The following is a 25,393-nucleotide window of genomic DNA, read 5'->3' on the forward strand; positions in this document are numbered from 1 at the left end:
TGTCTTGTGCCCGGCTCAGTCGTCGGCTGTCGCCTCGGCGACGGGTTCGACCGCGAGCGTCATCGTGACGCCCTCGACCTCCCAGGCCTTGCGGTGGCCGTCCTCGACGGCCCCGAACTCGGCGCGGGTCTCCTCGGTGATGAGGTCCTCGTGGCGGCGCACGAGGTCGGCGACGCGCTCGTCTTCGACATCGACCTCGAGGCGGATCTCGGCGTCGATGTCGAGTTCGAGGTCCTTGCGCATCTCCTGTACCCGGCGGACGACCTCGCGGGCGTAGCCCTCGCTCTCGATCGCCTCGGTGAGGGTGGCGTCGACGTAGACGACGCCGCGCTCGTCGCCGGCGACGTCGAACCGGCTTCCGGTGACGCTCTCGGGCGTCTCGCTGACGAACTCGACCATCGACGCTTCGAGGTCGGGCTCGCCGACGGCATCGCGGAGCGCGTCGAGGTCGGGCGCGTCGATTCGGGCGTCGTTGAGCGCGTTCATGACCTCCGGTGCGCGGTCGCCGAAGGCCGGGCCGAGCTCGCCCATGTCGGCGCGGGCGGCGTAGGCCAGTTCGCCCCAGTCCGTCTCGGGCGAGACGAGCTCGATCTCGCGGGCGTTCAGCCGGTCAGCGAGCAGTGCGCGGTGGCGCTCGACGGCCTCGTAGGCCCGCTCGTCGTCGGGGACGACGACGACGCGCTGGACGGGCCAGCGGAGCTTCCGGTCGGCCTGCTGGCGGGCGTTCGAGCCGGCTTCCTCGACCGCGCGGAGCAGCTCGACGTCGGTCTCCAGCTGCTCGTCGGCCCAGAACTCGTCGGGCTCGGGCCAGTCGCACATGTGGACGGTGTCGTGGCCCGCCTCGCCGGTCAGCGAGTTGTAGATGCGGTCGCTGATGAAGGGCGCGTACGGCGCGAGCAGCTTCACGACGTCGCTGAGGACGGCGTAGAAGGTGGCGTAGGCCGCCTCCTTCGAGGCGCTCTCCTCCTCCTCCCACATCCGCTCGCGGACGACCTGGATGTAGAACCGGGAGACGTCCTCGACGACGAACGAAAGCAACGCGTCGAGCGCACGGTCGGGCCGGCGCTCGTCGAGCCACTGCTCGCTCATCTCGGCCTTGACGGACTGGAGCCGCGCGAGCACCCACTCGTCGACGAGTTCGGTCTCCACGTCGGTGACGTCGACCGTCGCGGGGTCGAAGCCGTCCATCCGCATGTACGGGAGCGGGAACCGGAACACGTTCCAGAGGATGTTCAGGTCTCGGGTCATGTTCTCCATCTCGTCCCACGAGAAGCGCATGTCCTCCTCCTGCGGGTTGCGCGAGAGCAGGAACAGGCGCATCGGGTCGACGCCGTACTCGTCGATGACCTCCTTCGGGTCGACGAGGATGCCCTTGGACTTGGACATCGTGCGGCCGTCGGGCATGAGCGCCCACCCGTGCATCAGCACCTCCTCGTAGGGTATCTCGCCGAGGGCGGCGCTACCCATGCCGAGCTGCGACCAGAACCAGCCGCGGGTCTGGTCGTGGGCCTCCATGATGAGGTCGGCGGGCCACAGCTCCTCGAAGTCGTCCGCCTCGCTCGGGTAGTCGAGGGTCCCCCACGACGCGACCGAGGAGTCGAGCCAGACGTCGAACACGTCGGGGACGCGGGTCGCCTCGGCGCCGCAGCCGCCACAGTCCATCGTGAGGTCGTCGACCGTCGGCTTGTGCAGGTCCACCTCGCTCGGGTCGACGTCCTGGTGGACGCGGTCGGCGAGCTCCTCGCGTGTGCCGACGACGTTGAGGTGGTCGCAGTCCTCGTCGTCGCACGTCCAGATGGGGATGGGGATGCCCCAGTAGCGCTGCCGGGAGACGTTCCAGTCCGGCGAGCCCTCGACGAAGTCGCGGAACCGGTTGTCACGCGCGTCGGGCGGATGCCACTCGCTGTCCTCGATGTTCGCCAGCAGCTCCTCTTTGATGTCGCTCACCGTGATGAACCACTGGTCGGTGACGAGCCGGACGATGTCGGTGTCGCAGCGCCAGCACTTCCCCTCGCCCTCGACCACGTAGTTCTCGTCGTGGGCGAGCAGCAGCCCCTTCTCGTCGAGGTCGGCGATGACGTTCTCGTTGGCGTCGCGGACGAACTGGCCGGCGTACTCCCCGCCGGAGTCGCCGTAGCGGCCGTCGCTCTCGACCGGACAGAAGATCTCCAGGCCGAGCTCGCTACCGCGCTCGAAGTCCTCCTCACCGTGCCCGGGTGCGGAGTGGACCATCCCGGACTTGTCGCCGGCGTCGGCGTACTCGGCCGTGTACACCTGTCCTGCGCCCTCGCCCTGCGGATGTTCCGGCACCTCCTCGCCGAGCGGGTGCTCGTACTGCTTGCCGACGAGGTCGTCGCTGTCCAGCGCTTCGAGGACCTCGTAGTCGTCGTAGCGGCCGGCCTTCAGGACGGTCTCGACCTGGCTCGCCGCGACGTACAGCACGTCCACCTCACCGTCGCGTTCCGCGCGGACCTTCGCGTACTCGGCACCGTCCTCGACGGCGACGAACGTGTTCGCGGGGATGGTCCACGGGGTCGTCGTCCAGATGACGAGGCTGCCCTCCTCGCCGACGAGGGGGAATCGCACGTAGATGGCGGGCTTGTGGACGTCGTGCCGTTCGACCTCGTTGTTCGCGATGGCGGTCTCGCAGCGCGGGCACTGGTTGATCGAGCGCTGGCCCTGCTCGACGAGGCCGCGGTCGTGGGCCCGGTCGAACCCCCACCAGGCGGCCTCCATGTACTCGGGCGCGACCGTCTTGTACGGGTCATCCCAGTCCATCCAGACGCCGAAGGACTGGAAGTCCTCCTGAAGCCCCTGGAGCTGCTCGTCCGCGAACTCCTTGCACGCCTCGATGAAGGCGTCCTCGCCGAACTCCTCGATGTCCTTCTTGTTCTCGAAGCCGAGTTGCTCTTCGACCTTCGTCTCGATGGGCAGCCCGTGCATGTCGTAGCCCGGGCGGTCGGTCACGTCGTAGCCCTGCATCCGGTAGAAGCGGATGAATGCGTCCTTCAGGGACTTGTTCCACGTCGTCCCCATGTGCGCCGCACCGGAGGTGTACGGCGGGCCGTCCACGAAGAAGAACCGTTCACCGTCGGCTCGGTGCTCCTTCGTCTGCTCGTAGGCGTCGACGTCGTCCCAGTACGAGAACATCCCGTCCTCGACCGTGTCCGGGTCGTACTGGTCCGACACCTCCCCGAATCGTTCCATGTCGGAGGTGTCTCGCTCCGACATTAAAGGACAATCGGTCCTGCAGACGGCGGCACGTCACCCAGCAATGAGGACGATCAACCGTCGTCGGTGAGCCGGTACGACCGGCCGCCGTCGATGACGACCATCTCCCGCTCGGGCTCCCGAAAGATGCTCTCGGGATACTCGTGTGTCTGTTCGCCCCGATCGGTGGCAAAGATGCTCTCCTGTCCCCCTTCCCGCATACGCGTGGCTTTGCGGTGCGTTGACATTAGTTTGGCGGCCCCCGTCTCGCGGTTCCCTTTCGTGGTCAGGGCCGGTGGAGCCGGCAACGCCGCTCAGTTACTCGGCCACGACGCGACGAACGCGCGGCAGGACCTGCTCGTAGCCGACGAGGTAGACTGCGGCGTAGAGGATGGCGGCACCCATGAACGCGTACCAGACGGTCATGACCGAGAGCCCGTCCACGAGGAACGTGTGCCAGCTCTCCAGTTCGGCACCGGCGCCGAGCACCGTCAGCAGACCCGCGACCAGCGAGTAGCCGGCGATGTGCAGCAGTTCCGGCAGCAGTTCCGGTAGCAGTTCCAGCAGTGTCAGTGACATGCCTGTCTGGAGGCGTCTGTGCCTCATCTATCTTTCGGGAACGGCACTGCGAGCGCGAAAGAGCTTTCAACAATCACCGACGACACGGCACCATGCAACAGCGAAATTCAGTCGACTACACCCGTCTGACGAGAGTCGGTTTCCTCCTCGGTCTCGGCCTGTTCGTCGCCGGTGCCGGCGCCGAGTTGGCCGGGCACGCCATCTGGGGCACGCTCCCCGCGTGGGAGGAGACCCTGCTGACCGACTCCGTGGCGCTCGGCATCATCGTCGCGTTCTGCTCGGTGTTCGGCTTCGGCATCGCCATGCCGCTGATGGAGTGACGGAGTCCCCTCGCGCCGACGACCGGCTCGTCGGGTGACCACCGTCACTCAGGTGCGTTTTTCGGGGCGGCGGTCGGAGGACGCGGTATGCCAGTCCCCGAGACGGGCCAGACCGACACGTTCACCCGGGAGTTCACGACCGACGACGTGCGCCAGTTCGCCGACGTCTCCGCCGACACCGGGAGCCACCACGAGGAGCCGGACGACGACGGTCGTCTGCTCGTCCACGGGCTGCTCACGGCGACGCTCCCGACGAAGATCGGCGGTGACTACGACGTGCTCGCCGACCGGATGTCGTTCGAGTTCCCGCGCCCGGTCTACACCGGCGAGACGGTCACCTGCGAGGTGACGTTCCACACCGTCGAACCGACCGACAGTGGCCACCGCGTCGCCGCCGACGGCGTCTACCGGAACGGGGCCGACGAGGTGGTGCTCCGGTTCGAGTTCAGGGGCATCGTCCGAGGAGCCGACGGCGACGACTGACCGGTCACGCGGTTCGCGCGACGGGTGCCCGGTACCCCGCCGCCATCCGGCGGGTGGAAGTGTCGAAACCGGGCGGCTCGTGGGGTCGAACCCGTTCGTGAGCGCCCCCGACTACTTTCACTTCCGCCGCGCTACGCTCACCTCTTTTGTGCTACTGTCCGTGGTTACCATCGGCGTCAGCGGGCACAGGTCCCCGGCTCCCGACGCACGCCGCACTGCGTCGCAAAACGACGACAGCGGCGGAGGTGATGACACTCGACACACAGCTTCGCGTGGCACTCGCGACCGGCGGCGTCACCCTGCTATCGCAGGGGATGCCGTCCGGCTGGCTCCTGCTGGCCGTCGCGGTGTTCGCGCCCAGAACCGACCGCCGTGAGGAACAGTCCGAGTGAGAACAGCCATACCGACCCGCGACGACAACTGACGCGCTTTTGTACGTCGGCACCCGAGTCCGGAGCAATGACGAGTTCGCCGACGGTCCTTGCAGTCTCGGGGAGTCTCCGCGACACGAGCTACACGCACAGCGCGCTGGCGCACGTCCTGCGGGCGGCCGAGGACGAGGGCGCAGACACAGAGCTACTGGACCTCCGGGCCGCCGACGTGCCGATGTTCGACCCGGACGTAGACGGTCAGGGCGTCGAGCGCTACACCCGGATGGTCCGAGCGGCCGACGCAGTCGTGCTCGGGACGCCGGTGTACCACGGCTCGTACTCGGGCGTGCTGAAGAACTTCCACGACTACTGCGGCTTCGACGACTACGAGGACACGCCGGTCGCGCTGGTCGCGGCTGCTGGCGGCGGCTCCTACGGCAGCACGCTCGAGCACCTGCGGAGCACGGTCAGGGGAGTTCACGGCCACGTCATCCCTCGACAGGTCGGTATCCGGGGTGCTTCCTCGAAGTTCGCCCCGGACCCGGACGGACCGGACGGTCGTGCCGTCACCGACGCCGACATCGCGGACCGACTGGCGACGCTCGGCGAGGACATCGTCGCGGCGGCCCGCCGGTTCGAGTAGTCAGTCGTCGACGAGTCGCTCTTTCTCCCGGCGTGAGAGCTGTTTGATCTCGTACTCGCGGGACATCGCGGTGCCGCGGTCGTCGTATGACTCGACGTGGACGAGTTCGACCGGCGTCCGCCCGCGGGTGTACTTCGCACCCTCGCCAGCGTCGTGTTCGGCGACGCGGCGGTCCACGTCGGTTGTGTAGCCGGTGTAGAGCGTGCCGTCGGCACAGCGCAGCACGTAGACGTGGTGGTCACTCACGGCTGGTCGGTTCAGGGTGGGGGTACTGAAAGGCTTCGCGTCCCGCGCGAGCGGCTCCTTTCAGGGCTTCTGTGCGCGGCGCTTTGCTTCTTCGGCGATCCCCGCGTTAGCCGAGCAGTTCACGCACGCGAGTATCTCTCCGTGTTCGTCGGCGAACACGCGGGCGAACTGTTCCGAAACATGGGAACCGCAGTTGTCACACGATGGCATGGTGGGGTCCGTCGGACGTGCCTCCGGTACTCCTCGCTTAGATTCGGACCACCAAATACCTGTTCCAGATTCCCACCCAAATTCGTACAAAGACAAACGAAATTGTGGAATGGAAACCTCTAGTTTGTACTCGCTGTCGGTGTTTGTGGTGAACGGAATAAAACTTATTACAGATGGAAACAGGGTGCGAGGCGTCCAGTAGCGATGCGTGACTGCGGACGGCCCGGAATGGAGTATAATCGCAAGCCTGCAGCCCCTTCGTATCGCAGTCCGGTGGTTTCGGCGCCATCGGGACCGGGAACCGACCTGTCCGTTCCGAAGCGTGTCACTGCTACACGACCGTCTCAGGGCCTATGCCGGGACTATTTGGCAAGTATTATAAAGGGTGCGTGGGAATCACCGCTCGTATGGCAGACCTCATCGTCAAGGCAGCCGTCAAGGAAGCGCTTCAGGACAAGAACGTCGCATCGGACTTCTACGACGCACTCGACGAGGAAGTCGAGGAACTCCTCGAGGACGCCGCCCGACGCGCGGAGGCGAACGACCGGAAGACGGTCCAGCCGCGCGACCTGTAAGCGCGTTTCCTTCACTTCTAATCGTTTCTTCCCCCGGTAGCGACGGCGATGTCGCCCGGGCGGGACTCATCCACGTCCAGCGACTACGCCGTCACTCACCGCGTACGTCGACGCCGTCTGTGCTTCCGACGTGGACGGCGTCGGCGAGACCGACGAACAGCCCCTGCTCGACGACGCCCGGAAGCGCCGAGAGCTCGGTCGCGAGCGACGCCGGGTCCCCGATGGGACCGAAGTCGCAGTCGAGCACGACGTTCCCGTTGTCGGTGACGACCGGGCCGTCCTTGTGCGCTGCCGCCCGGAGCGTCGGCTCGCCACCCAGGGCACGGACGCTTCCGGCGACGGTCGGCCGGGCGTCCGGCAGCACCTCCACCGGTACCGGGTAGTCGAGCGGGTCGACCAGCTTCGAGGGGTCGACGACGACGACGAACCGGTCCGCCGCCGCGTCGACGATCTTCTCCCTGGCGTGGGCCGCACCGCCGCCCTTGACGAGGTCGAACCCTCCATCGCCACGTTCGGCCACCTGGTCCGCCCCGTCGATAGCGATGTCGACCCCGTCGACCGCATCGAGACTCGTCAGGGGAATCCCCGCGTCGAGCGCGAGCTGGCGGGACTGGAACGACGTGGGGATGCCCCGCACGTCGAGCCCCGAATCGACCGCCTGGCCCAGCGCGTGGATGGTGTGGGCGGCCGTCGAGCCGGTGCCCAGTCCCACGACGTCGCCGTCGTCGACGAGGTCGGCGGCGTGCTCGCCCGCCCGTCGCTTCGCCTCGGAACTACCCTCCGTGTTCTTCATGCGGCCACGTGCGTCGGGCTGGTTCTAATGCGTTCCCGTACGCGGTGATGCACCAGCTATATAGTTTTTATTTGACATTCCTCCGAGCCCTCGAGTGGCCATCGGAGGCTTCCGGGACAGACCGCTGTCGGGGACGACAGCGTCGCACTCGTTGGGACGCACCTTTTTGTCCACGACGACCCTTCGGAAGTGTATGAATTCTACAGGGGGCAGCGCGGCCGTCTCGCTCGAGGCGGTCACGAAGACGTACATGGTCGGCGAACCGGTCCACGCGCTGGACGGCGTCGACCTGGAGATTCCCCGTGGCTCCTACGTCGCCGTGATGGGTCCGAGCGGCTCCGGCAAGTCGACGCTGATGAACGTCATCGGCTGTCTCGACACGCCGACCGAGGGGATGGTGTACCTCGACGGCCAGGAGGTCACCGCGATGTCGGACCGCGAGCGAACCCGCATCCGCGGCGAGGAGGTCGGCTTCGTCTTCCAGACGTTCAACCTCATGCCACGGCTCACCGCCGTCGAGAACGTCGCGCTCCCGCTCGTCTTCCGGGGGATTTCAGTGGACGAGCGCCGTGAACGCGCGGCAGAACTGCTGGAGCGGGTGGGGCTCGGGGACCGCCTCGACCACGTCCCGAACATGCTCTCCGGTGGGCAGCGCCAGCGCGTCGCCATCGCCCGCGCGCTCGTGAGCGACCCGGCGCTCATCCTCGCCGACGAGCCGACGGGTAACCTCGACACCGAGACGGGCGAGAACATCATGACGCTGTTCGAGGAGCTGCACGCCGAGGGCAACACCGTCGTGATGGTCACCCACGAGCGACCCATCGCCGAGCACGCCGAGCGCGTCGTCCACCTGCTCGACGGCGAGATCGAGCGTATCGAGGAGCTGGAGGCGGTGGGGACGGAGGTGGAGTCGTGAAGCCCCTGACGAACCTTCGGATGTCCTGGCGGGCCATTCGTAGCCACAAGCTCCGGTCGACGCTGACGACGCTCGGCGTCATCATCGGCGTCGCCGCCGTCATCACGTTCGTCACGCTCGGCGCGAGCCTCCAGGCGGGTATCATCGGCGATATCAGCCCGGACGACCGACAGAACGTCTACGGCTGGGCCGCCCCCGAGGAGTCCTCGAACCAGGGACCGCTCGCCGGCGCACAGCCGGTGTTCACGCAGCCCGACGTCGACGGCCTCTCCGAACAACCCGGCGTGCGGGCGGCGTACGGCTACACGTCGATTCCGACGCAGAGCGTCGGGTTCGGTGGTGAGCGGATACCCAGGCAGGACGCGGTGGTCGCGACGGGGGTGGACTACGTCGACGAGGACGAGATCGCCGACGGGCGTCGCTTCGAGTACGGCCAGCGCGAGGCCGTGCTCAACCCGGCGATGGCCAACGCCTTCGAGCGGAACGTCACCGTCGGCGACACCATCACCGTCACCATCGTCGGCGGCTTCGCGGTGAACGCGACGGTCGTCGGTATCACGGAGGACTCGGAGGCCCGCTCGCCGTTCGAGGGCTTCGGTCCCGGCCCGCGAGTGTACCTGCCGCTCGATCCCTACTACACCCAGCTCGTCGCCGAGGCACAGGAGACCCCGCGGTTCCCCGCCATCGTGGTCGAGGCCAACAGCATCGATGACGTCGACCGCGCGAAGGAGTCCACCCGCAGCTACCTGGAGACCGAGTCCGACGCCCGGGAACAGGCCGAGGCGGCGAACCTCACCTACGAGCTCCAGACCAGCACCGAGCTGCTCGGCCAGCTCCAGGCCGTCCTCGACCAGCTCCAGGCGTTCGTGGTCGGCATCGCGGGGCTGTCGCTGCTCGTCGGGAGCATCGGTATCGCCAACATCATGCTCGTCTCCGTCACCGAGCGCACCCGCGAGATCGGCATCATGAAGGCCGTCGGCGCGCAGAAACGGGACATCCTGACGCTGTTCGTCACCGAGGCGGTCATCGTCGGTATCATCGGCTCGATACTCGGGACGCTGCTCGGAATCGTCGGCGGCTGGGCCGGGGCCCAGTACATCGACATCCCACTGACGTACCCCGTCGAGTGGTTCGGCATCGCTATCGCCGTCGGCATCCTCGTCGGCGTCGGCGCGGGCCTCTACCCGGCCTGGCGCGGTGCCAGAACCGACCCCATCGACGCGCTCAGATACGAGTGACCTGGCCTTCGCGGTCGGGAGATTGAGACGCGAGGGGGACCCTGCTGCGTCGATGTGGTGACCCGGCAGCCGCCGGACTGTGAGAGTGGGGCGGAGGCGAGCACCGATTCCCGACGCACGCCGACGGTGGTTAGGAACTTCGTAATCCTCTGCGGGTCCGGTCGGTGGTCGCGATAGTCCAGCAGTCGGGGTGCCAGACCGACCGCGCGACGCGGAGCGGTTCCTGTTCGATGCTCGTTGCCCTGCTGTGGAGTGGACAGGAAGAACCTGTAGCTACCGCCCGGCGGGCAGTGGGTGCGGAGAGAGATAATCAGTTAGATGCGACGCTCGAAGGACAGAGATCGACGCTCGAACGTCGAAGGGACCTCAGATGACGCGGTTCTCCCTTTTGACGTAATACGAGCGTTTAACAAACTCCTGTTCATAATCCAGAGTACGATGACAGAACGAAGCGAGATAGTCGGTATCCGTCTCACCCCAGAGGAGAGAGAGGAATTTGAGGAGTTCCTACGAGAAGAGAATGAATTCGACAGCCTGAGCCGCCTTTTCCGGGTTACAGCGTATCGATATATGACCAGCGGAGATGAAGAGGCAACAGTCAATCAGGACGAAATTATTCGTGCTGTGGATACGTCAGTAACACCACTGGCAGAACGACTTGATCGGATTGAAGAGCACGTCCTATCCATTGATTCAAGCGTCACAAATGACGATAAAATTGACCGGTTAGCACGTGACCTCTATTCTTCACTGCCGGTTCATTCCACAGGAAATGATCTGCCGGATTTTGATGAGGTCGGTCAATTCGACACGCCAAGTGATCTAGCCTTAGCCCAAGCCATTTCAACACCGGAGGTGTGGGCACAGTATTTCGACGAAGATCTCGCCGATGTCAGGCGGGCCTGTGCACGAATGTTGGAGTACTATCCTGACGTGGGATTCGTTGAAGATACAACCGAAGAGGCAGAGGCAGATATCCCAAGACACGACAATTTGTCGATTGGGGGGTCATCAAGTCATACAGATTCCACATCTGATTCCTCACCCAGAGTCTCTGTCGGGGATGAATCACTATCGGCAGGATCAAACGAAGAAGATCCAGATAAAAGTACAGTCCGTCGATACTATAAAGAATCGGGTGCCTAAGTTGCCTCCAAGATATAAGGACGTAGAAGACTGCCGGGACCTAATCGAACAGTACATCGGACAGTTAGTTACGGGGACAGACAACGATAATCCGGACCTCCGTGACGAGGGCAGCACCAGACGTTACAAACAAGATCTCAGGTGGTACGATCACTGGCTGGATGAGATCGAAGTGGAATCGCCAGTTGACGTGAAACCCGCACAAGCCAACGCAACTGGTCAAGCGCTGGCTGCGAAATTTAATGGCACAACAGATCTATATCGATGGGATCGGATCTACGCATTTCACGACTGGTTGGTGAGGATGGATTCTGCGGAATCAAATCCTTTCGAGAGATGGAATGACAGAAAGGATGAGATATTCGGATTCTCGAAGAGCTCGGAGCAATCCAGTCAATTAGGAGAAGAGGAAACATACGCACTCTCACAAGATGAGATCAGACAGATGGAGGAGAATGTTAAGAGACACCGAATTCGAGATCAGCTCATCATTAGACTCCTCTGGCAAACGGGAATGCGGAGGGGGGAGGCTTCGGGTTTATTAATCAGTGACATTGACCAAGATGAAAGGGAGATCACAGTACGTGAGTCCGTCGCTAAGAACGATAAGAAGCGAGTGGTAGCTTACCAACGATCGCTTGACGGCTTACTGGTTGAATGGTTAGAAAACGGCTACAGAGACGAAAAATCAGCTACAACAGACCACGACCGACTCTTCGTTGGTGAGAAGGGCGCACCACTATCAGGTGACCGAATTAACAAGATTGCAATCCAAGCGGCTGACGAAGCGGGGTTTAATCGAAAAATCTACGCAGACGCCAATGCACCAATTGATAGTGAGGGTAATAAGAAACCAAACCGATGGCTGGTCACCGCTCACAGCATCAGACACGGGTTTGGAACCTACATGGTCAATGACACTGACGCTGGGCTTTGGGAAGTTTCAAAGTTGATGGGCCACTCTTCAGTGAAAGTGACAGAGAACACTTATGTTGAAGACGATCCACGATCTGGGTTGGATCATCTCCATCAGTATGGCCCAGATTAAATTCAGACACCGAGGGGTTCCCGGTCATTATTCTCGCCTCGTACGTCTTCGAATCATATCATACCTGCACGCCACTCACTGACTGACTAATCCGCTCGTAAAACTGACTGCGAGCTCCTACTCGATGTAATCGTATGCTTCCCCGCGCACAATCCTCGATATGACTGACTGTCCAGTACCGAATTCGTCCGCGAGTTCCCCCTGAGTCACGTCCTCCTGCTCGTACCGGTTCCTGATCGCTCTGACAGTGTCGTGCGCGAGGGCGTGCTTGTGCTGGCCGTGCTTAACCGTATCCTTCGCATTCTCCGCCTGTGTGCCGGCATACAAGTGATTGGGGTTCACGCACGCCCGGTTCCCGCACGCGTGATTAATCTGCATATCACCCGGGATGGGTCCGTTCTCCATGCGGTATGCGATGCGGTGTGCGTGTTTCGCGCCGTTGAGGTGGAACGCGCCGTATCCCGCTCTGAATGTTCCGCGCTTCCACTCCCAACACTCGTCCTCACCGCGAACATCGACCTTCTCCCAGAACCTGTCGCAGACGTGTTGAGCTGCGTCTGGGATCGCTCTCGCGCCTGAATGGGCACTCACGAGTCTGCACCTCCAGTTTCAATTGTGTCCTCAACTATGGACTGGAACTTACCCCACCGACCAGAGTGCACAAGCAACAACCGCTGTCCCAGTACATCCACGCCTACAGGCACATCGTTCGCCGGGCGCTCGATGACATGCCACGATAGTGTTTCTGTCGTCAACCACCGGTCGCCGTCAGGTGCACGTGTAACAATCCCGCCAAACGCCCACCGCTGCTTGAGTAGGTGTAAAATCCCGCATTCTCCCCATTTCCACGCGATTTCCGGCGGCACCCGACAATGAGTTACCTCCGACCAATGCCCACTAATGAAGTCTTTCTCTGACCGGGTGAGCTCGCTCACGCTGTTCGACTGCCATGCCACCGTCTCCGAAGTGTCGTTCTGAGTTGGCAATTTACTCACCTCCGACGTGCCGGATACGCCCCTCACTGAGCTTGTACACCTCTCCCTTGTTCAACTGGGAGAGGACATGTCGCGTCTTTTCCTCGGACACCCCCTCCTCATGCCGGGCGGCCTCAACGACAGCCTTAATTTCTACACTATCGTGGCAGCTCCGCGCTACAAGCGCGTCAATGACTCGTGTGACGGTGTCCATACGGTCTTGCTGATTCATACCATCACTGTCACCACCGTCTGCCCGAACCTGTGTCGCGCCTTCAAGTTCGTCCATCCGTTCCGTAACGGACTCGCGGTTCAGAGTCGAAGCGGCTCCGTCCTCATACACATCAACGACATCACCCCGCTCGTCTGTGTTCAACTTCGACTCAGCCTCTACATCCGAGCCGTCAACCGGCTCGAACTGCTCAGTCCTCTCGGACCACGCGAATTCGAATCGGTTGAGGATGCGGTCCTTATACTCGTTTACTACTATCCGGTTCTCTGAGCTCACCTCGATACCTGCACGGTGAGCTGCCCGAACGAACTCTTCGCTGTCGAACGCCGGCGGGGGCGTCTCGTAGTCGCCGCCGAGTTCGGAAACAATCTCTGTCGTCTTTTTCGATTTCCAAGTATTCGGCGGGAAGAAGACATCTTGGGCGTTGTCCCTCTCCCAGCGCTTCACATCCTTGTATTCCACCACTCGCGGTGTGTACTTGTTATGGAAGTGGGACGTCCCGGTGGTCTCAGCATCGATGGCGTCTTCAAGATCATCCTCGGAGAAGCTAGGGCCGAGAGATCGGGCGATCTTCCGGGTGACACGCTCAGTATGCGAGAGGGTGTCCGCAGTATCGGAACCGTCGTCGGTTGCCTCCGCGAATGCCTTTTCGGCTTCGGGGACCACGCGCTCGAATTTCTCAACAAGGCGCTCCTCCCGACTCCCGCCAAGGTACCACGCAATCACGCCACGGAGAACCTCGTGTTTTGAGAAACGGTTTGCCGAGGCGTACTGCTCCATCTCCTGTTTGACGTCCTCGTGGACGCGCACGAATTGCCGACTCGACTCGGTGTTAGCGAGAGACGGAACCTCGGTAGGATTTTTATTTCCGTTTGTCTCACAGGAGAGTCCCGCAGCCTCCAAGAGACGGTTAGCATAGTCCTCCAAGGCGTGGATGTCACGGTACTCACGCCAAGACTCCTCAATCTGGATGCCAGCGTAGAGACGGGATTCCCCCCACTCTTCCTCAACTTTGGCGATGTATTCGGCCCATCGGTCGTCCGGGACTTCCCAGCCGAGTTTCACACGGGACGAAGTGGTCACGCCGACCACCTCGTGAGCGGCGACGTGACAGACTGGCACGAGAGTGTCAGCCTGTATGTATTTACGTAACGTTCTGGCACGTAAGAGTAGTAGTAGTAGCAGTGATCAAGAGGAAGAAGTTGGTTCGCGGGTCGGTCGCTATCGCACTTGAGCCGCTCCCGTCCGGTGTATTTCCCGTTCTTCGCCTCCGTTCGTGAGTGCCGGGGGGAGCTTTCGGAAGCCGTCTCGAAAAAAATATTCTTTATTGAGGGCGACCCTACTCGTTGCAGAAATCGCCACGATTGAGACGGTGACGTCCTCACGAGTTCGGCCGTTTCGTCTGCCCCACTCGCGTCTTGGTCGTTACTAACGTCTAACTTATTACTGATCGTCTTATCAGTCGTGGTCGCTGTGTTGCGTGTTGTGTCTCGCATCGTGTTACCCTAGCCGTGAAGCTGACTGCTGGGCAACACGAGTACCGCGCGAGACTGACCATCCCCGCGATTCGCAAACCACGGTCAGTAAGGGATTGTGTCGGGCTCGTGTGCGTCTATATCTCCTTATGGGTCTCGTACGTAAAAATGTAATACCCCTGAAGGTCTGAAACGTCATAAAGTGGCGACACTCCTCTATCCCAGCCCAGAAACAGCCCCTACCCGCCCTGATTCATAGACCGCACTAAAACTAAACTCACCGTACAACTGGTTCGAGAAGTTGCTGTGTTAGAATGTATTGGGGTGAGCGAACTTGTCTTAGGTCCGGGCTGATGTTGAAGGGCGACGGCCGCTCGCGTGTGCTCCGGATGACTGACGGTCTGGCTCGATAGCTACTGTGTTTCTGCAGTGCCGCGTATGAGTGCCTCTTGAGCGACTGTGTCGTGACTAGTGAGCACTTTGCGGCGGATATTGAGAACGTCTCGCAAGTCGGTCGAATCTGCGCCGACCTCGTCGCCTGGCACCCCAATGTGCGTGACACTGGTGGCTGATCGTGGTGCGTAACACTACCTCGAAGCCCAGCGGCGCGTGAGCTCCAATTGCCAGGACAACTGCTCCTCAGAAATCAGAGTCGGTTACGGAGTTGCTGGAACGTTAGCATCGAGTCAATCCCCGGGGCATCAATCGCATCGAGTTCCTCGGTTAACTCCCCAATTTTCACTCGTCCGGACTCAATTCCGCGGAGTCTCTTTCGATCAATGTTTACTGGAATCGTGTCCCCCGCGGTCAACGCTCGCAACACGTTACCGGCGACTTCATGGTTACGAACCACCCATACGGACTCCCCATCGGCGTCCGCTAACACTCGGTAGTCATGCCGGAGGCTCGAATAGTCGTTAATTCCGCTGCTCACGTCGTCAGGCACCCCGGGGTCAGCGCTGACACGTCCACCCTCCACCTCGACTGTAGCGATACGATTGAAGTCAGTATCAACGACGACTAAGTCAGTCCGGCTCCCGCCCTCTCGCGGTGAGACTTCGACCCGGGTGACGTCGTCGCGCGCTGCGTAGTACTGTCGGGTGAGCTCAACACCGACTCGGTGCGGGGTATCATCACCGGCGTCACCGATATCGAATCCGTGCTTCTTCGTCATCCTGCACGCTTGCTGACCAGCTGGTGTGACACTGTAGTACCGACGTCGCGCAACCCCTGTATGGAGTTTCAGATATCCTAATGCCTGCAGCTTGTCGTCGTCAATATCATATAGCGTTTTGATCGTGGATGACATCGATTCGCGGAGGTTGTACCCATCAAGCTCACCGTTCATCGCTTTCACGACAGCCTTCAGGAATACGGCTTCATCGCTCGTTATCCCGTACTTTTCCAAATGACGAGCGGTGAACCCGCCGGCATCGACTCGGGTGAGCGGGACGGGTGCGGTGTCACTCCTGCTTTGTCGGAACGGGTCGTGTGGATCGCGTGGATCCGGTGTGTACTCCCGCATTGTGTTGTTTTTCTGGTTCAGGTATAATGTCTCCTTGCTGTGGGGATCTTCGTGTGGTTTTCACACGGGGATGACACTCACCCTGACCGTAGTCACTGTCTCGAAGCCCAGTGGCGCATGAGCGCCCGGGACCCCAAGTGGGGCGAAAACGTCTCAACTCTCTGGGAGGTAAATCCTCCACCTCATCTATACCCAAACACATATGCGGGCGTGAGAGGCGATATTACACCCTGGCAAAACCCTTCTGTGGTCGCAGAACTCTTTGTAGCGTCTATAAGAGCCTTAGCTACCGCGCGGAGTTTTCAAAACTTAGATGTTTGAGATGATTGCCCTGAATGGGTTTCCGCGCATGGTTTTCGCATCCCGTTGTTTCGTTTTCGCACGGGGTTTCGCCACGGCCACACCTATTCCGCGTAGGGTTTTCACATGGGTGCGGAACCCCCCTGCGGAAACTTATGGGCGTGGCGGCACCACCTTGACATGTGATGACAGAGACAGAGTTGGACGATGAAAATCAGATGACCTTGGCGGACATCGATAACATCGATGACACTGACAGTGACGGTGACAAGTACTGCGTGATTGTGCACCAACCAACACGGCGCGAACTAGGCGATGCGTCACGGTCGTGCTTAGCGCACGCGAACCAGATTGTCGATGGGCGCGGAGTCGATTCTACTGACCGTGCAAAAGCCGGCCGTAACATCACGACCGGTGAGCTGTACGATCGCGCAGTCCCTATAACGGGCGGTGGGATTGCGGTAGGTGTGGTCCGCGAACCTATCGTGACGAATGGTGTGAGCGTGAGCGAGAAGACCGACGACATTCGTCACGTCGTCGTTGACAGTCTCAATACGCTCGGTGAGGATCATGCAGAGATACGTGACAGGGTCGAAACGCTGGTCAGTGCGGGTGTAACTGTCTACCTGAACGATACTGCTGCAGAGATTGACAGTGCGAACTGCGACGCGTTGCTGGCTGGGTTGCTGTCGCTCGATAAGGCCGGGGTTGAGCTGCAGCGGGAGGCTGAGGTGCAGGACGTCCGGGACTGGATCGGGTCGAAGGAACTCCCTGACCGTGGGCGCGCGCCATTGGGGTTCGAATATGTCGATGGTGAGCTGGTGACTGCAGAGAATTACGATGAGGTGCGCGCGGTGCTGTCGCTGGCCCGCGCTGACCCTGACGGTGATCGGGAACTGTCGAAGCGGAAGGCTGCGGATCGTCTCGGCGTTGCTCCGCGGACGATCGGGCGTGCGCTCGATAACCTCGCTCGGTACGGGCTCGAAGGGGAGGACACTGAGGAGTGAGCGGTCTAGGGTGTCTGCCCCTCACCCGCGGGTTAGAGCCAGTCGTTGACTCTGGGCGATAACATTGTGCGGTCACTGTGGGTGATCGCAAGGGGTGGCAAGGGAGAACACAGATCCTGACCCCAGTGGTTGGGGGTACAGAGTTGCCGCTTTGCGTTACCGGGTAGTATGGTCGTGGTGGCAGTGCGTGGTCCGTCCTGTTAGTGTTCTGTGTTCGTGCTCGCTTTTCGTGTCCGTTGGGGGCGATAACATTTCGTGCTAACACTGCGCGGTCACTGTGGGCAATAACACTGTCCGACCACCGTGGTTGCTCACCGTGGGTGGCTGGGGAGAACACGATTCCTGACCACAGTAGTTGACAAGAAACCGGCTACTGTTCGCGCTCTGCGCTCAATTCTTCTTCCAATTCATCGAGCTCTTCATCGTCCACCTGACCCTCGGCCCCGTCTTCACCGCCTAGGTTGCCGATCGGGCGTCTAAACATCCGTTTGAGTTGGGTGAGGGTGGCTGCGGCGCGGCGGGTCTCCCCGTCCTCGTCACCGTCCATGGTGTGAGAGACGCCTCCAGTTGACAAAAGAGTCAGTGCCGGTTGGTATCGGCAGTATGGTCGTGCTGGCAGGGCACCCCGACTACTGCCAGACCGGCCGTTGACAGTAAGACGTCTCCCGACGGTCACGGGGGGTACTTGAACGTCTCCTCAATACGCTGGTGGAGTTTGTGATCCGAGGATTCCGAGGAAATCCGGAACTCGCTAATGTCTTCTAATGTAACACTCCCGGTGAGCTCTCCGGGCTTTCCCATCACCTGTTCCACGGACACGTTCTCGTTCATGTCTGTGTTACAATTTCGGGCCTATTATTCGTGAGAACGAGAAAACCTGGAATATAGAGAATACCGTAGTTTTAGAAGACGGCCTTAATTCAATTGGAGTGCCCCGTATTTTTCAGTTCGTTCATTGAACGCGTCTTCACCACCTTCGAGAATCTTTTTTGCTTTTCTGCGTACGTCAGGATCGTCAATTGAGCCACGTTCCTGAATGAATCCCTGTCGGCCGTTGCAGAACATGACGTTGATTTTCTCAGCATCCCCTAGTATTGGGAGATTGGCGTTATGCGTGGCGGCGATAATCTGGCGGTTTTCCTTGACTTGGCTAGCCATTTCTACGACTTCATCATAGATATATTCGTTATCAAGCATATCTTCGGGTTGGTCAACAATAAGAGGCTTCTCACGTTCCAGCATTGCGATAGACAAGAGTGCCGTACACTTCTGACCGTCCGACATGTCGTCAAGAGCTTTCCACTCTCCTTCATGCTGAATCTCAATTATGGGTTTGTCATGAAGCTCTTTGATTTGGAGTTCATGAAGCTGATTCCTGAGGTTATCGAATCCTACTACATTCTCCGCGGCAGTCGGTGTCAATCCAACATCATCGATGAGCCGTTGGGTATCCTTACCACGGATAATCTCGAACAGTATCTCTGGATCAAACTCTTCAGTGATAGATTCCTTATCGGTGGTCCGAACATTCGACCCATTCAGAACGTCATTAAACCAGGATTGGAAACTCTCCCGGTCTCCGTCTGGGTCTAATCGGACTCGAATATTATGAAGTGATTCGGTAATATTCGTAATTCCCGCCCGTCTTGTATCCGTGATCCCACGACGAACATCCCGCAGTTGACTCAGGAGTTCTTGTCGTTCATTTTCTAAATCTTGGATTTCATTTTCTTTCTCATCCAAATCATTCTCTAAAGCATCGAGTTCCGCCGCTTCATCTTTTAGCTCGAAGTATTCGTCAATATCGACGCCTGTTTCGTCCTCAATTTCGTCTGCTAGCCGTTGATACTCGGTTTGTCTATCGTCTTCCCGCTCGCTCCATTCATCAATTGAATCGGACAGTTGGCTCCTCGCAGCCTCAATACGATCTTCAATGTCACTAATTGCCTGAACAACATCGTCCTGTGCTTCTTCAGCAATCTGATTGGCCTCCGCAAGCAGTTCATTGTTCGGTGTGTCTTCTGGTTCGGTAGCGGGTACCGTCGGGAGCTCTTCCTCCGTAGGAATTGTATCGGCTAGGTCGTCTATTGAGTCTTCAAGTCGGTCTAAGTGAGTCTTTTCATCATCCCAGGAGTTCTGATCATCAAGAAATTCCTCGACACCGCTATCTTCCATCAGCGCCAAGTTTTCTCGAACGGCATCATAATCCGTAATGTCGCTTTCTATCCGATCTCGGGCTGTCCGTGCACTATTCAACGCCTGCGCGTTACTCCGGAGTTCTGATTTCAACTCTTCCCGCTCGCGTTTCTGCTCGCCAAAATCGAAGTATGAGTCAATCAGGTCAAGCTGGTCAGAGGTGTTTCGGGCTTGTGCGAGTAACTGACCTTGGCTGTGAATTTCCAGGTCAAAGAACTCGTCCCGGAACGTTTCGATCCCAATATCTGCTTCCGTCCCGTCTGCCCGATTCACAACTGGGTCTTCACCGTATGTCCGACAAACCCAGTAGGTGTCTCCAGCCTCAGTTATCACCTGTACCTTGATCTCGCCGTCAGGAGCCATCGTGGCCTCAATCAAGCTGTGGTAATCCTCCCTAATTCGGTCCGGACGGGGATCAATATCAAACGCGTACCTGACTTGCTGTATTACCGATGATTTTCCGGTTCCCTTACCGCCAATGAGGGAATTCAGGTTGGGACTGAGTTGAACTGCCCTATCATCGAAAAAGGGCCCATCGAAGCGGATTGCGTTGATATACGGATGGTCGTATTCAGCCTTTTCAAAGCGGATGCGTGACTCAGGATCAGATAACGCAGTCTGGAATCCCTCGAATGAGGGTTCGGTCATCTTCAAGTACGTGAATCCCCGGCCGAGATCATCTGGATGGTGGGCGTCTGAGGACCGGACTGCTGGGAATGCCGGGAATTCCTCACGAATAGCTGGGTCAACAACTTCAATTGCAGCGACTAAGTCTGGGTTGAAGATCTTATCTCGAATGTTTCCAGATTCTGTTTCTTCAAGTGCCCCAGAGTTAGCATCAATATGCGCGAGTACTGCCAAGCCACCTCGTTCTCTAATTTCACTACAGATTTCTGGGATACTCTGGGAAGCTTGCGTACTGCTTGGATCTGTCGGGTCGATGCTAATGGTATGCAATAGTGCCGTGATTTCGTCTACCTTTTGGGGAGGGAAAATCCCGACTAGGTGAATCTGATTATCCCCACCCTGGGGTGTAGTTATCTCAACTCCCGGGAGAATTTGAAGTTCCTCTTCCCGCTCTTCTGCCGCATCTTGTAGTTCATCAAACCAGCCAGTGCAGTTGTGGTCAGCGGCGACCACAAGTTCGAGTCCTTCTTCGACAAACGCGTCTACTAGGTCCTCTGGTGAAATATCGGCCTCATAATCGTATGAGCCAGGAGTATGGACGTGGAGGTCCGCTTTACGAAATTCCGCACCACTATTCCCACGGGTAACCGGATTCATAGTAAATTCATCTAAATCGTATTAATGTAAGTCTTGATATCAGCAACCCCACACATTCACCGTCGCTTTAAATTGTATTAATATAAGAAGGTAATTTCACTCAGTAGTTCTAAAAATAGCCATATACGGTCGTGGATCTCCGCAATAACGTCGGACCGACTTTTCGCTGTATGGGATCCTGCTATGTCGGTTCGCACTCACATTTTGTATTGAATACTTCTAGTCAAATGTGTGGAAATACCTGTGGCGTTCAGAAATTGACTATATTGTACTGATCTGAGAAGGCGTCTTTGTCGGCCATATTTGTATCCGCGATTCCGAGGATGAGTTGGAACTCCGGAAGGAAATCTGGGAGTTGCTGAAGGAAATTCGTGATGTCCGGAGTGTTTCTAGTGTCTGGTGACTCGGAATACGGGGAGTCGATGATGAATAAGCGTAGTGGGAGCGTATCTCCGTGTTTTGTTAGCTGATTAAGCACTGCTGTATGGAACAGGAGGGCCGTGAGTTTGCCCTCGTTAGAGTTTTCGTTCGGACGATCAGATGGAATATCGTCCCCATCACGAACACGAATAGTAAAGTCATATCCGCCGTCTGAATCGAAATCCACGGTAAAGGCGTCCGATAGTGTTCCTTCCTCAAAAATATCCAATAGGTTCTCCATCGTCGTTGCCAGATTAGTCCGTATCTCTTCGCGCTCTCTGTTGATCTGATTCTGGACGACCCTTTCAAATGTTTTCAGAGAGTCTTTTTTCTCGACCTTCTTTTTTCGACTCTCGTAAACTTCCTCAAGTTCAGGGAGGCGATCTTCCTGCATGTCTTCAATTGTCTCACGCTTGGCGTTGAGCTCAATCTGTAGATTTGTTGCTTTTTCGTTCAGTTCCTCCACTGTAGACTGCAATTCGTTCTTTCTGTCCAGCAACTCTTTCTCGTCAGATTGCTGAATTTGAGCTCTTACGTTCTCAAGTTCCGTCTCGTAATCGTCAATGCGAGATTCCAGAAGTTCTATCTCACCCTGAATACGCTGCCGTTGTTCCTGCGCTTCCTCTAATGCTTCTTCCCGCTGTTCGCGTTCAACGATTTTCTCCTCCACATCGCGTTCCGTCCCAACTTCAATGCGTTCCGACGGGACACTTTTTCTACAGAGGGGGCAATCTCCATCGTTCAGGAGCCGACGGCGTTGGTCATCATCAACCTCGTTTGTACAGATTGGGCACCGATCTGGGACGCTCATGTACTTCTGGAGTTCTTGGGAGGGTTCGTGAAGATGCTCCCCCATATCCATTTCTTGGTACCGGTTGATCTTCTGCTCAACCGTCCTAAGCTGCGACAGATACTCTTGCCGCTCATCCTGAAGCTTATTGATCTGCCGCTTTATCTCTGTCTCCTGTGCTTCTAAATCCTCAAGCTCGTCTTTATGACCTAGCAAGTCCTGCGTCCTACGTAGTTCTGATTTCCGGTCGTTAAGCTTCGCTTCTACTTGCTCCTGTTCCCCCTGAAGAGACTCTATGTCGTCTTGGAGTTTCGAGACCCTGCTTTCCACATCTGCGAGATCCTCTGCCGCAGTCTTTTCGTCCTCCGATAGTTCAAGTTCGTTGTTGCGGTATCGGGAACTCTCGGTAATGACAGAGGCAAGATTAATCCCGAACAGCATATCGAGGTACTTGCTCTTCTTCTGCCATTTCAAGAAGATCTTGAAATTCCCAGGCATCAAGCAAAACAAAGAGAAGGTATTGTATCTTCCGAGCTGCTTGGATTCAATCGGCCAAAGCCCCACTGCTCGTGATACTTCTTCTTGAGTATTCGGGCTACCCCATCCGAGATCATCCAAGTCCTGTGGATCAGTATTCAGTCGGATAGTTTCGCTATAACCGCTTCCGTTGGTTAGAGTACGGCGGATTAAATGATCAGAACCGTCTACGGACCAGTTCCCAGTTGTAACGAGTGTCGATTTACCATCTCGAATCGGTCCAGTGAGCTTAATTCGCTGATCCTCTTGTCGTCCAAGAAGATTAAATCTGACAGCCTCTAGTGAGCTTGTCTTTCCCTCTTCATTCTCTCCAAATAAGATCGTTCTCTCATTCCCGAAGTCAATTGAGTTCTCCTTAATCACTCTGAAATTCTCGATATCCAAATGTCGGAGTTTCAGCTCATCAACAGAGTACTCAAGACTTCCATAGTTGTCTACTAGAAGCGACTCACAAAGATCCGTATGTTCCTCCGGAACCCCTTCCTCAGAGACCCGTTCCAAGATCTCGTCGATAACTTCGTCACGCTCGGGCATTTTCAAACTCACCCCTCAGGTCTTCCAGATACTCGATCTCCGTTTCTTGGAACTTATTTTCCGGGCCGATGAGTAGCTCCCCGCCTTTAGTTGTTGTCCGAACATCGTCTATTTGATTCACGTACTCCGTGAGTTCTGAGTGGGTCATCTGAGCTACCTTTTGTATCTCTTCAGTCTGAGCTTGATTCCACGCACTGATGATGAAACTGTCAGTGCTTTCAATTTGGTCGTAGAATCGCTCAACCATAATCTCTCCTTGGGCAGAGAGTTCAATTGCATACTGGTGATTTCGTTCTGCTACTTCACCAGTCCCATCGGAGCCTACCACTGGTTCGTCAATTAGCTCCCATGCAAAGAGTCGGTTTTTGTCTTCGTAGACGTCCTCAGAGTATGGGCCCGACTCACGGTTGGCGTAGCGATATCGGTATCCGGTTTTGCTGAGCAGTCCGAATCTGCTGTTCGCTAGTGAGTAGTTTTCTTGATTCACTAGGTTGTGATTGACCAGGTAGACGAGCTTCTGAAGCTTGAATCTGGATTCGATTTTCTTCGAACTGCTCAGCTCAGAGTAGTCACGAACTAGCTTCAGAAGCATTAGGAGGTCAAGTAGTTCGTCAAAAGTGAACCGGATCTCGTGCCATTGGTCAACAGAAGCGTCTAAGTCGATCGTTCCATCATTGATAGCACTGATTTTGGAGGGTGGAGCTTCTACGTCCTCTAAAACCGCAAGGACTCGACCATCGGCTAGAACGTCCTCCACTAAGAACGAGTGGTATTCATCGTCTGCTGTGGGCGTCCCGTCACGGCTTGCTGTGGCATCGGCGTACGCCGCAGAAACGGCGGTTATGTACTGTTCGTAAGTTTCATCGGTGAATTCAAACTCTGATCCCCGTTCTATAACCCGTGTCAGAACCTTCCATTCGTTGGGCATTATATCCCCAGCCGTTCACAGATTTCATTATTCCAGGACTTGACCCGTTCTTTTCCACTGGTATGAGTCGGGTTGAAATCAGAGAAATGCACCTTAGCGTATGCAAATAGAGTATCTCTACTGTAAGCGACGGAGGTCCGCTTGTACTCACGTTCGATTTCTTTCGCTTTATCGTACCCGCCCTCCTCTGTGCAGATTATTGCTTCAGCATAATTCGGGAAGAGAGAGGGGTCCAAGAAGGAATCAAGGCAAGAGTAGTCCTCTCCCTGAAGACACTCTTCCCAATGAATGAGCCAGACAGAATTCTGGAGAAGCCGGGAAGAGTTCGACACGTCTTCTAATGGATGGAAGTACTCCTGGACGGTTAACTCATCTCCGTCTATCCGTGCCTTGATTTCACGGGCGAGCTCAGAGAAGTCGGAGCCGAAGCACCGTCCACTTTCGGAGAGAACCAGAAGATATTGCTCGTGGGGGCTTACGACGTCCAGACTATCATAGCGTTTTTCAATCATATCGGGTTGAGAGATCCTGCAATCTTGATTTTATACGTTGAAATTCTTCATGTTCCGTCCGAAGTTCTTGATTGCGGCCTTTATTATGCTTTTGCCCTTTAATAACGAGCTCCTTGGCTTGGCCGTTGTGCCCTTTGAAACTGGAAACCCAGGTATCAAACTCCTCAGCGAATACGTTCCCTGCTTCGGTACGAGCATTCGAGAAAATGTCGTTGAGCTCGTCGCAGCTGTCTTCGAATGCATTAAGCTGGTCTCTTTGCGCTTGCGTGTTGTCCTCTTTCTCTACCCATGCTGTGTTTCCAACCCAGTCTTCAACCGTATCTTCAAGGTATTCTACGGCTGGCAGCTGGTCGTCCAATTCGTCATGGTAGCCGACAGTGAGTATCGCAGCAAAAGCCGTAGTGAAGAGCAGGCTTAGGAAGATATCCAGGGTATTGATTTGGCTTAGGCCGCTTACGGCGACGATTAACAGGGTGTATCCGGAAGCTACGACAGCTGCTGCAATAAGATGGTAGAGAAGTGTAGATAGGAGGACTGCTGTAAGGTTGTGCATCTGTGGGGAAATAGAGCGTTTACACATATTTCGTGCGAACAAAAAAGTAATCACTACAAATATCACGGAGATAGCGGTATAGATACCGATGAATAGAGGTGGTTTGCTGACTGATATTGTGAGAGGGCGTGCGAATTGATACGTTAAAAGAAGCGCTACAAACTGGATAATAATTGCTTTCAGTACGTAGTGGATGCCCAAACCGAATGTGACGTATTCGTGAAGGTGGCTGTTGTAGTTATCTTCAGTCACGATCGGACACCTCCTTGTGAAATATATGTGATGATGGGAGCGGCAAATAGATTCTTGTATAGTGTAACGTCGCGCGTTACCGTGAGGCGTCGCAGG

At 57.6% G+C, this 25,393-nt stretch carries 25 protein-coding genes; 10 read left to right on the forward strand and 15 right to left on the reverse strand.

Annotated elements, in window-relative coordinates; genetic code table 11:
* Positions 1 to 15: 15 nt before the first annotated feature.
* From ileS to NO978_RS09515, 3 genes are all read right to left on the reverse strand, one after another.
* A complete protein-coding gene (gene ileS / locus NO978_RS09505; RefSeq protein ID WP_257299352.1) occupies positions 16 to 3,207 on the reverse strand; it encodes an isoleucine--tRNA ligase in 3,192 nt (1,063 codons plus the stop codon).
* A gap of 77 nt (positions 3,208 to 3,284) precedes the next feature.
* The gene (locus tag NO978_RS09510) at positions 3,285 to 3,431 is read right to left on the reverse strand and encodes a hypothetical protein (protein ID WP_257299353.1); all 147 of its coding nucleotides are present in this window, start codon (positions 3,429 to 3,431) and stop codon (positions 3,285 to 3,287) included.
* Positions 3,432 to 3,528: 97 nt separating this feature from the next.
* Positions 3,529 to 3,789 (reverse strand): hypothetical protein, encoded by a 261-nt coding sequence (locus NO978_RS09515; protein ID WP_257299354.1) that lies wholly within the window; start codon positions 3,787 to 3,789, stop codon positions 3,529 to 3,531.
* 92 nt (positions 3,790 to 3,881) lie between these two features.
* Here NO978_RS09515 and NO978_RS09520 point away from each other — a divergent pair, with 92 nt between their 5' ends.
* From NO978_RS09520 to NO978_RS09535, 4 genes are all read left to right on the forward strand, one after another.
* Positions 3,882 to 4,109, forward strand: coding sequence for a hypothetical protein (locus tag NO978_RS09520; RefSeq protein WP_257299355.1), 228 nt, complete (start codon positions 3,882 to 3,884; stop codon positions 4,107 to 4,109).
* Positions 4,110 to 4,196: 87 nt separating this feature from the next.
* Positions 4,197 to 4,592, forward strand: coding sequence for a dehydratase (locus tag NO978_RS09525; protein ID WP_257299356.1), 396 nt, complete (start codon positions 4,197 to 4,199; stop codon positions 4,590 to 4,592).
* A 248-nt stretch (positions 4,593 to 4,840) separates the two neighbouring features.
* A complete protein-coding gene (locus NO978_RS09530) occupies positions 4,841 to 4,984 on the forward strand; it encodes a hypothetical protein (protein ID WP_257299357.1) in 144 nt (47 codons plus the stop codon).
* Positions 4,985 to 5,051: 67 nt separating this feature from the next.
* Positions 5,052 to 5,606, forward strand: a complete 555-nt coding sequence (locus NO978_RS09535) for an NADPH-dependent FMN reductase (protein WP_257299358.1) — start codon at positions 5,052 to 5,054, stop codon at positions 5,604 to 5,606.
* Here the strand turns inward: NO978_RS09535 and NO978_RS09540 are convergent, their stop codons facing one another.
* A complete protein-coding gene (locus tag NO978_RS09540; protein ID WP_257299359.1) occupies positions 5,607 to 5,852 on the reverse strand; it encodes a GIY-YIG nuclease family protein in 246 nt (81 codons plus the stop codon).
* Between the two features lie 617 nt (positions 5,853 to 6,469).
* Here NO978_RS09540 and NO978_RS09545 point away from each other — a divergent pair.
* A complete protein-coding gene (locus NO978_RS09545) occupies positions 6,470 to 6,637 on the forward strand; it encodes a DUF1931 family protein (RefSeq protein ID WP_089731142.1) in 168 nt (55 codons plus the stop codon).
* A 91-nt stretch (positions 6,638 to 6,728) separates the two neighbouring features.
* Here NO978_RS09545 and rpiA read toward each other — a convergent pair whose 3' ends face one another.
* Positions 6,729 to 7,430 (reverse strand): ribose-5-phosphate isomerase RpiA, encoded by a 702-nt coding sequence (rpiA, locus tag NO978_RS09550; RefSeq protein WP_257299360.1) that lies wholly within the window; start codon positions 7,428 to 7,430, stop codon positions 6,729 to 6,731.
* A 193-nt stretch (positions 7,431 to 7,623) separates the two neighbouring features.
* On the opposite strand from rpiA, the gene NO978_RS09555 reads away from it, so the two are divergent.
* From NO978_RS09555 to NO978_RS09570, 4 genes are all read left to right on the forward strand, one after another.
* Positions 7,624 to 8,346, forward strand: coding sequence for an ABC transporter ATP-binding protein (locus NO978_RS09555; protein WP_257299361.1), 723 nt, complete (start codon positions 7,624 to 7,626; stop codon positions 8,344 to 8,346).
* On the forward strand, positions 8,343 to 9,584 hold the full coding sequence (locus NO978_RS09560; protein WP_257299362.1) for an ABC transporter permease: 1,242 nt from the start codon (positions 8,343 to 8,345) through the stop codon (positions 9,582 to 9,584). The genes NO978_RS09555 and NO978_RS09560 overlap by 4 nt, the downstream gene beginning before the upstream one ends.
* Positions 9,585 to 10,022: 438 nt before the next feature.
* Positions 10,023 to 10,730, forward strand: coding sequence for a hypothetical protein (locus NO978_RS09565; RefSeq protein WP_248651673.1), 708 nt, complete (start codon positions 10,023 to 10,025; stop codon positions 10,728 to 10,730).
* Entirely contained in the window at positions 10,723 to 11,778 is a 1,056-nt protein-coding gene (locus tag NO978_RS09570) for a site-specific integrase (protein WP_257299363.1), read from the forward strand. The genes NO978_RS09565 and NO978_RS09570 overlap by 8 nt, the downstream gene beginning before the upstream one ends.
* Before the next feature lie 117 nt (positions 11,779 to 11,895).
* Here the strand turns inward: NO978_RS09570 and NO978_RS19955 are convergent, their stop codons facing one another.
* The 3 genes from NO978_RS19955 to NO978_RS09585 form a co-directional block, all read right to left on the reverse strand.
* Positions 11,896 to 12,369, reverse strand: a complete 474-nt coding sequence (locus tag NO978_RS19955) for an HNH endonuclease (protein ID WP_257299364.1) — start codon at positions 12,367 to 12,369, stop codon at positions 11,896 to 11,898.
* 396 nt (positions 12,370 to 12,765) lie between these two features.
* Entirely contained in the window at positions 12,766 to 14,067 is a 1,302-nt protein-coding gene (locus tag NO978_RS09580) for a hypothetical protein (RefSeq protein WP_257299365.1), read from the reverse strand.
* A gap of 1,038 nt (positions 14,068 to 15,105) precedes the next feature.
* A complete protein-coding gene (locus NO978_RS09585; RefSeq protein ID WP_257299366.1) occupies positions 15,106 to 15,984 on the reverse strand; it encodes a hypothetical protein in 879 nt (292 codons plus the stop codon).
* Positions 15,985 to 16,469: 485 nt separating this feature from the next.
* Here NO978_RS09585 and NO978_RS09590 point away from each other — a divergent pair, with 485 nt between their 5' ends.
* Positions 16,470 to 17,291 carry a hypothetical protein gene (locus NO978_RS09590; RefSeq protein ID WP_257299367.1) on the forward strand — a complete coding sequence of 274 codons (822 nt, stop codon included), beginning with the start codon at positions 16,470 to 16,472 and terminating at the stop codon, positions 17,289 to 17,291.
* Positions 17,292 to 17,661: 370 nt separating this feature from the next.
* On the opposite strand, the gene NO978_RS09595 is transcribed toward NO978_RS09590, so the two are convergent.
* From NO978_RS09595 to NO978_RS09625, 7 genes are all read right to left on the reverse strand, one after another.
* Positions 17,662 to 17,838: a hypothetical protein gene (locus NO978_RS09595; protein WP_257299368.1), complete on the reverse strand. Its 177-nt coding sequence runs from the start codon at positions 17,836 to 17,838 to the stop codon at positions 17,662 to 17,664.
* A gap of 125 nt (positions 17,839 to 17,963) precedes the next feature.
* The gene (locus NO978_RS09600; RefSeq protein WP_257299369.1) at positions 17,964 to 18,122 is read right to left on the reverse strand and encodes a hypothetical protein; all 159 of its coding nucleotides are present in this window, start codon (positions 18,120 to 18,122) and stop codon (positions 17,964 to 17,966) included.
* An 84-nt stretch (positions 18,123 to 18,206) separates the two neighbouring features.
* Positions 18,207 to 20,771: a TrlF family AAA-like ATPase gene (locus NO978_RS09605; protein WP_257299370.1), complete on the reverse strand. Its 2,565-nt coding sequence runs from the start codon at positions 20,769 to 20,771 to the stop codon at positions 18,207 to 18,209.
* A gap of 250 nt (positions 20,772 to 21,021) precedes the next feature.
* Complete coding sequence (locus tag NO978_RS09610; protein WP_257299371.1) at positions 21,022 to 23,052, reverse strand: AAA family ATPase; 2,031 nt, start codon at positions 23,050 to 23,052, stop codon at positions 21,022 to 21,024.
* Positions 23,039 to 23,980: a hypothetical protein gene (locus tag NO978_RS09615; protein WP_257299372.1), complete on the reverse strand. Its 942-nt coding sequence runs from the start codon at positions 23,978 to 23,980 to the stop codon at positions 23,039 to 23,041. The genes NO978_RS09610 and NO978_RS09615 overlap by 14 nt, the downstream gene beginning before the upstream one ends.
* The gene (locus tag NO978_RS09620) at positions 23,980 to 24,492 is read right to left on the reverse strand and encodes a hypothetical protein (RefSeq protein ID WP_257299373.1); all 513 of its coding nucleotides are present in this window, start codon (positions 24,490 to 24,492) and stop codon (positions 23,980 to 23,982) included. Before NO978_RS09620 ends, NO978_RS09615 begins: the two co-directional genes overlap by 1 nt.
* Entirely contained in the window at positions 24,485 to 25,297 is an 813-nt protein-coding gene (locus NO978_RS09625) for a hypothetical protein (protein WP_257299374.1), read from the reverse strand. The genes NO978_RS09620 and NO978_RS09625 overlap by 8 nt, the downstream gene beginning before the upstream one ends.
* Positions 25,298 to 25,393 lie beyond the last annotated feature (96 nt).

The organism is Haloarchaeobius sp. FL176, from assembly GCF_024609245.1.
Classification (GTDB): Archaea; Halobacteriota; Halobacteria; order Halobacteriales; family Natrialbaceae; genus Haloarchaeobius.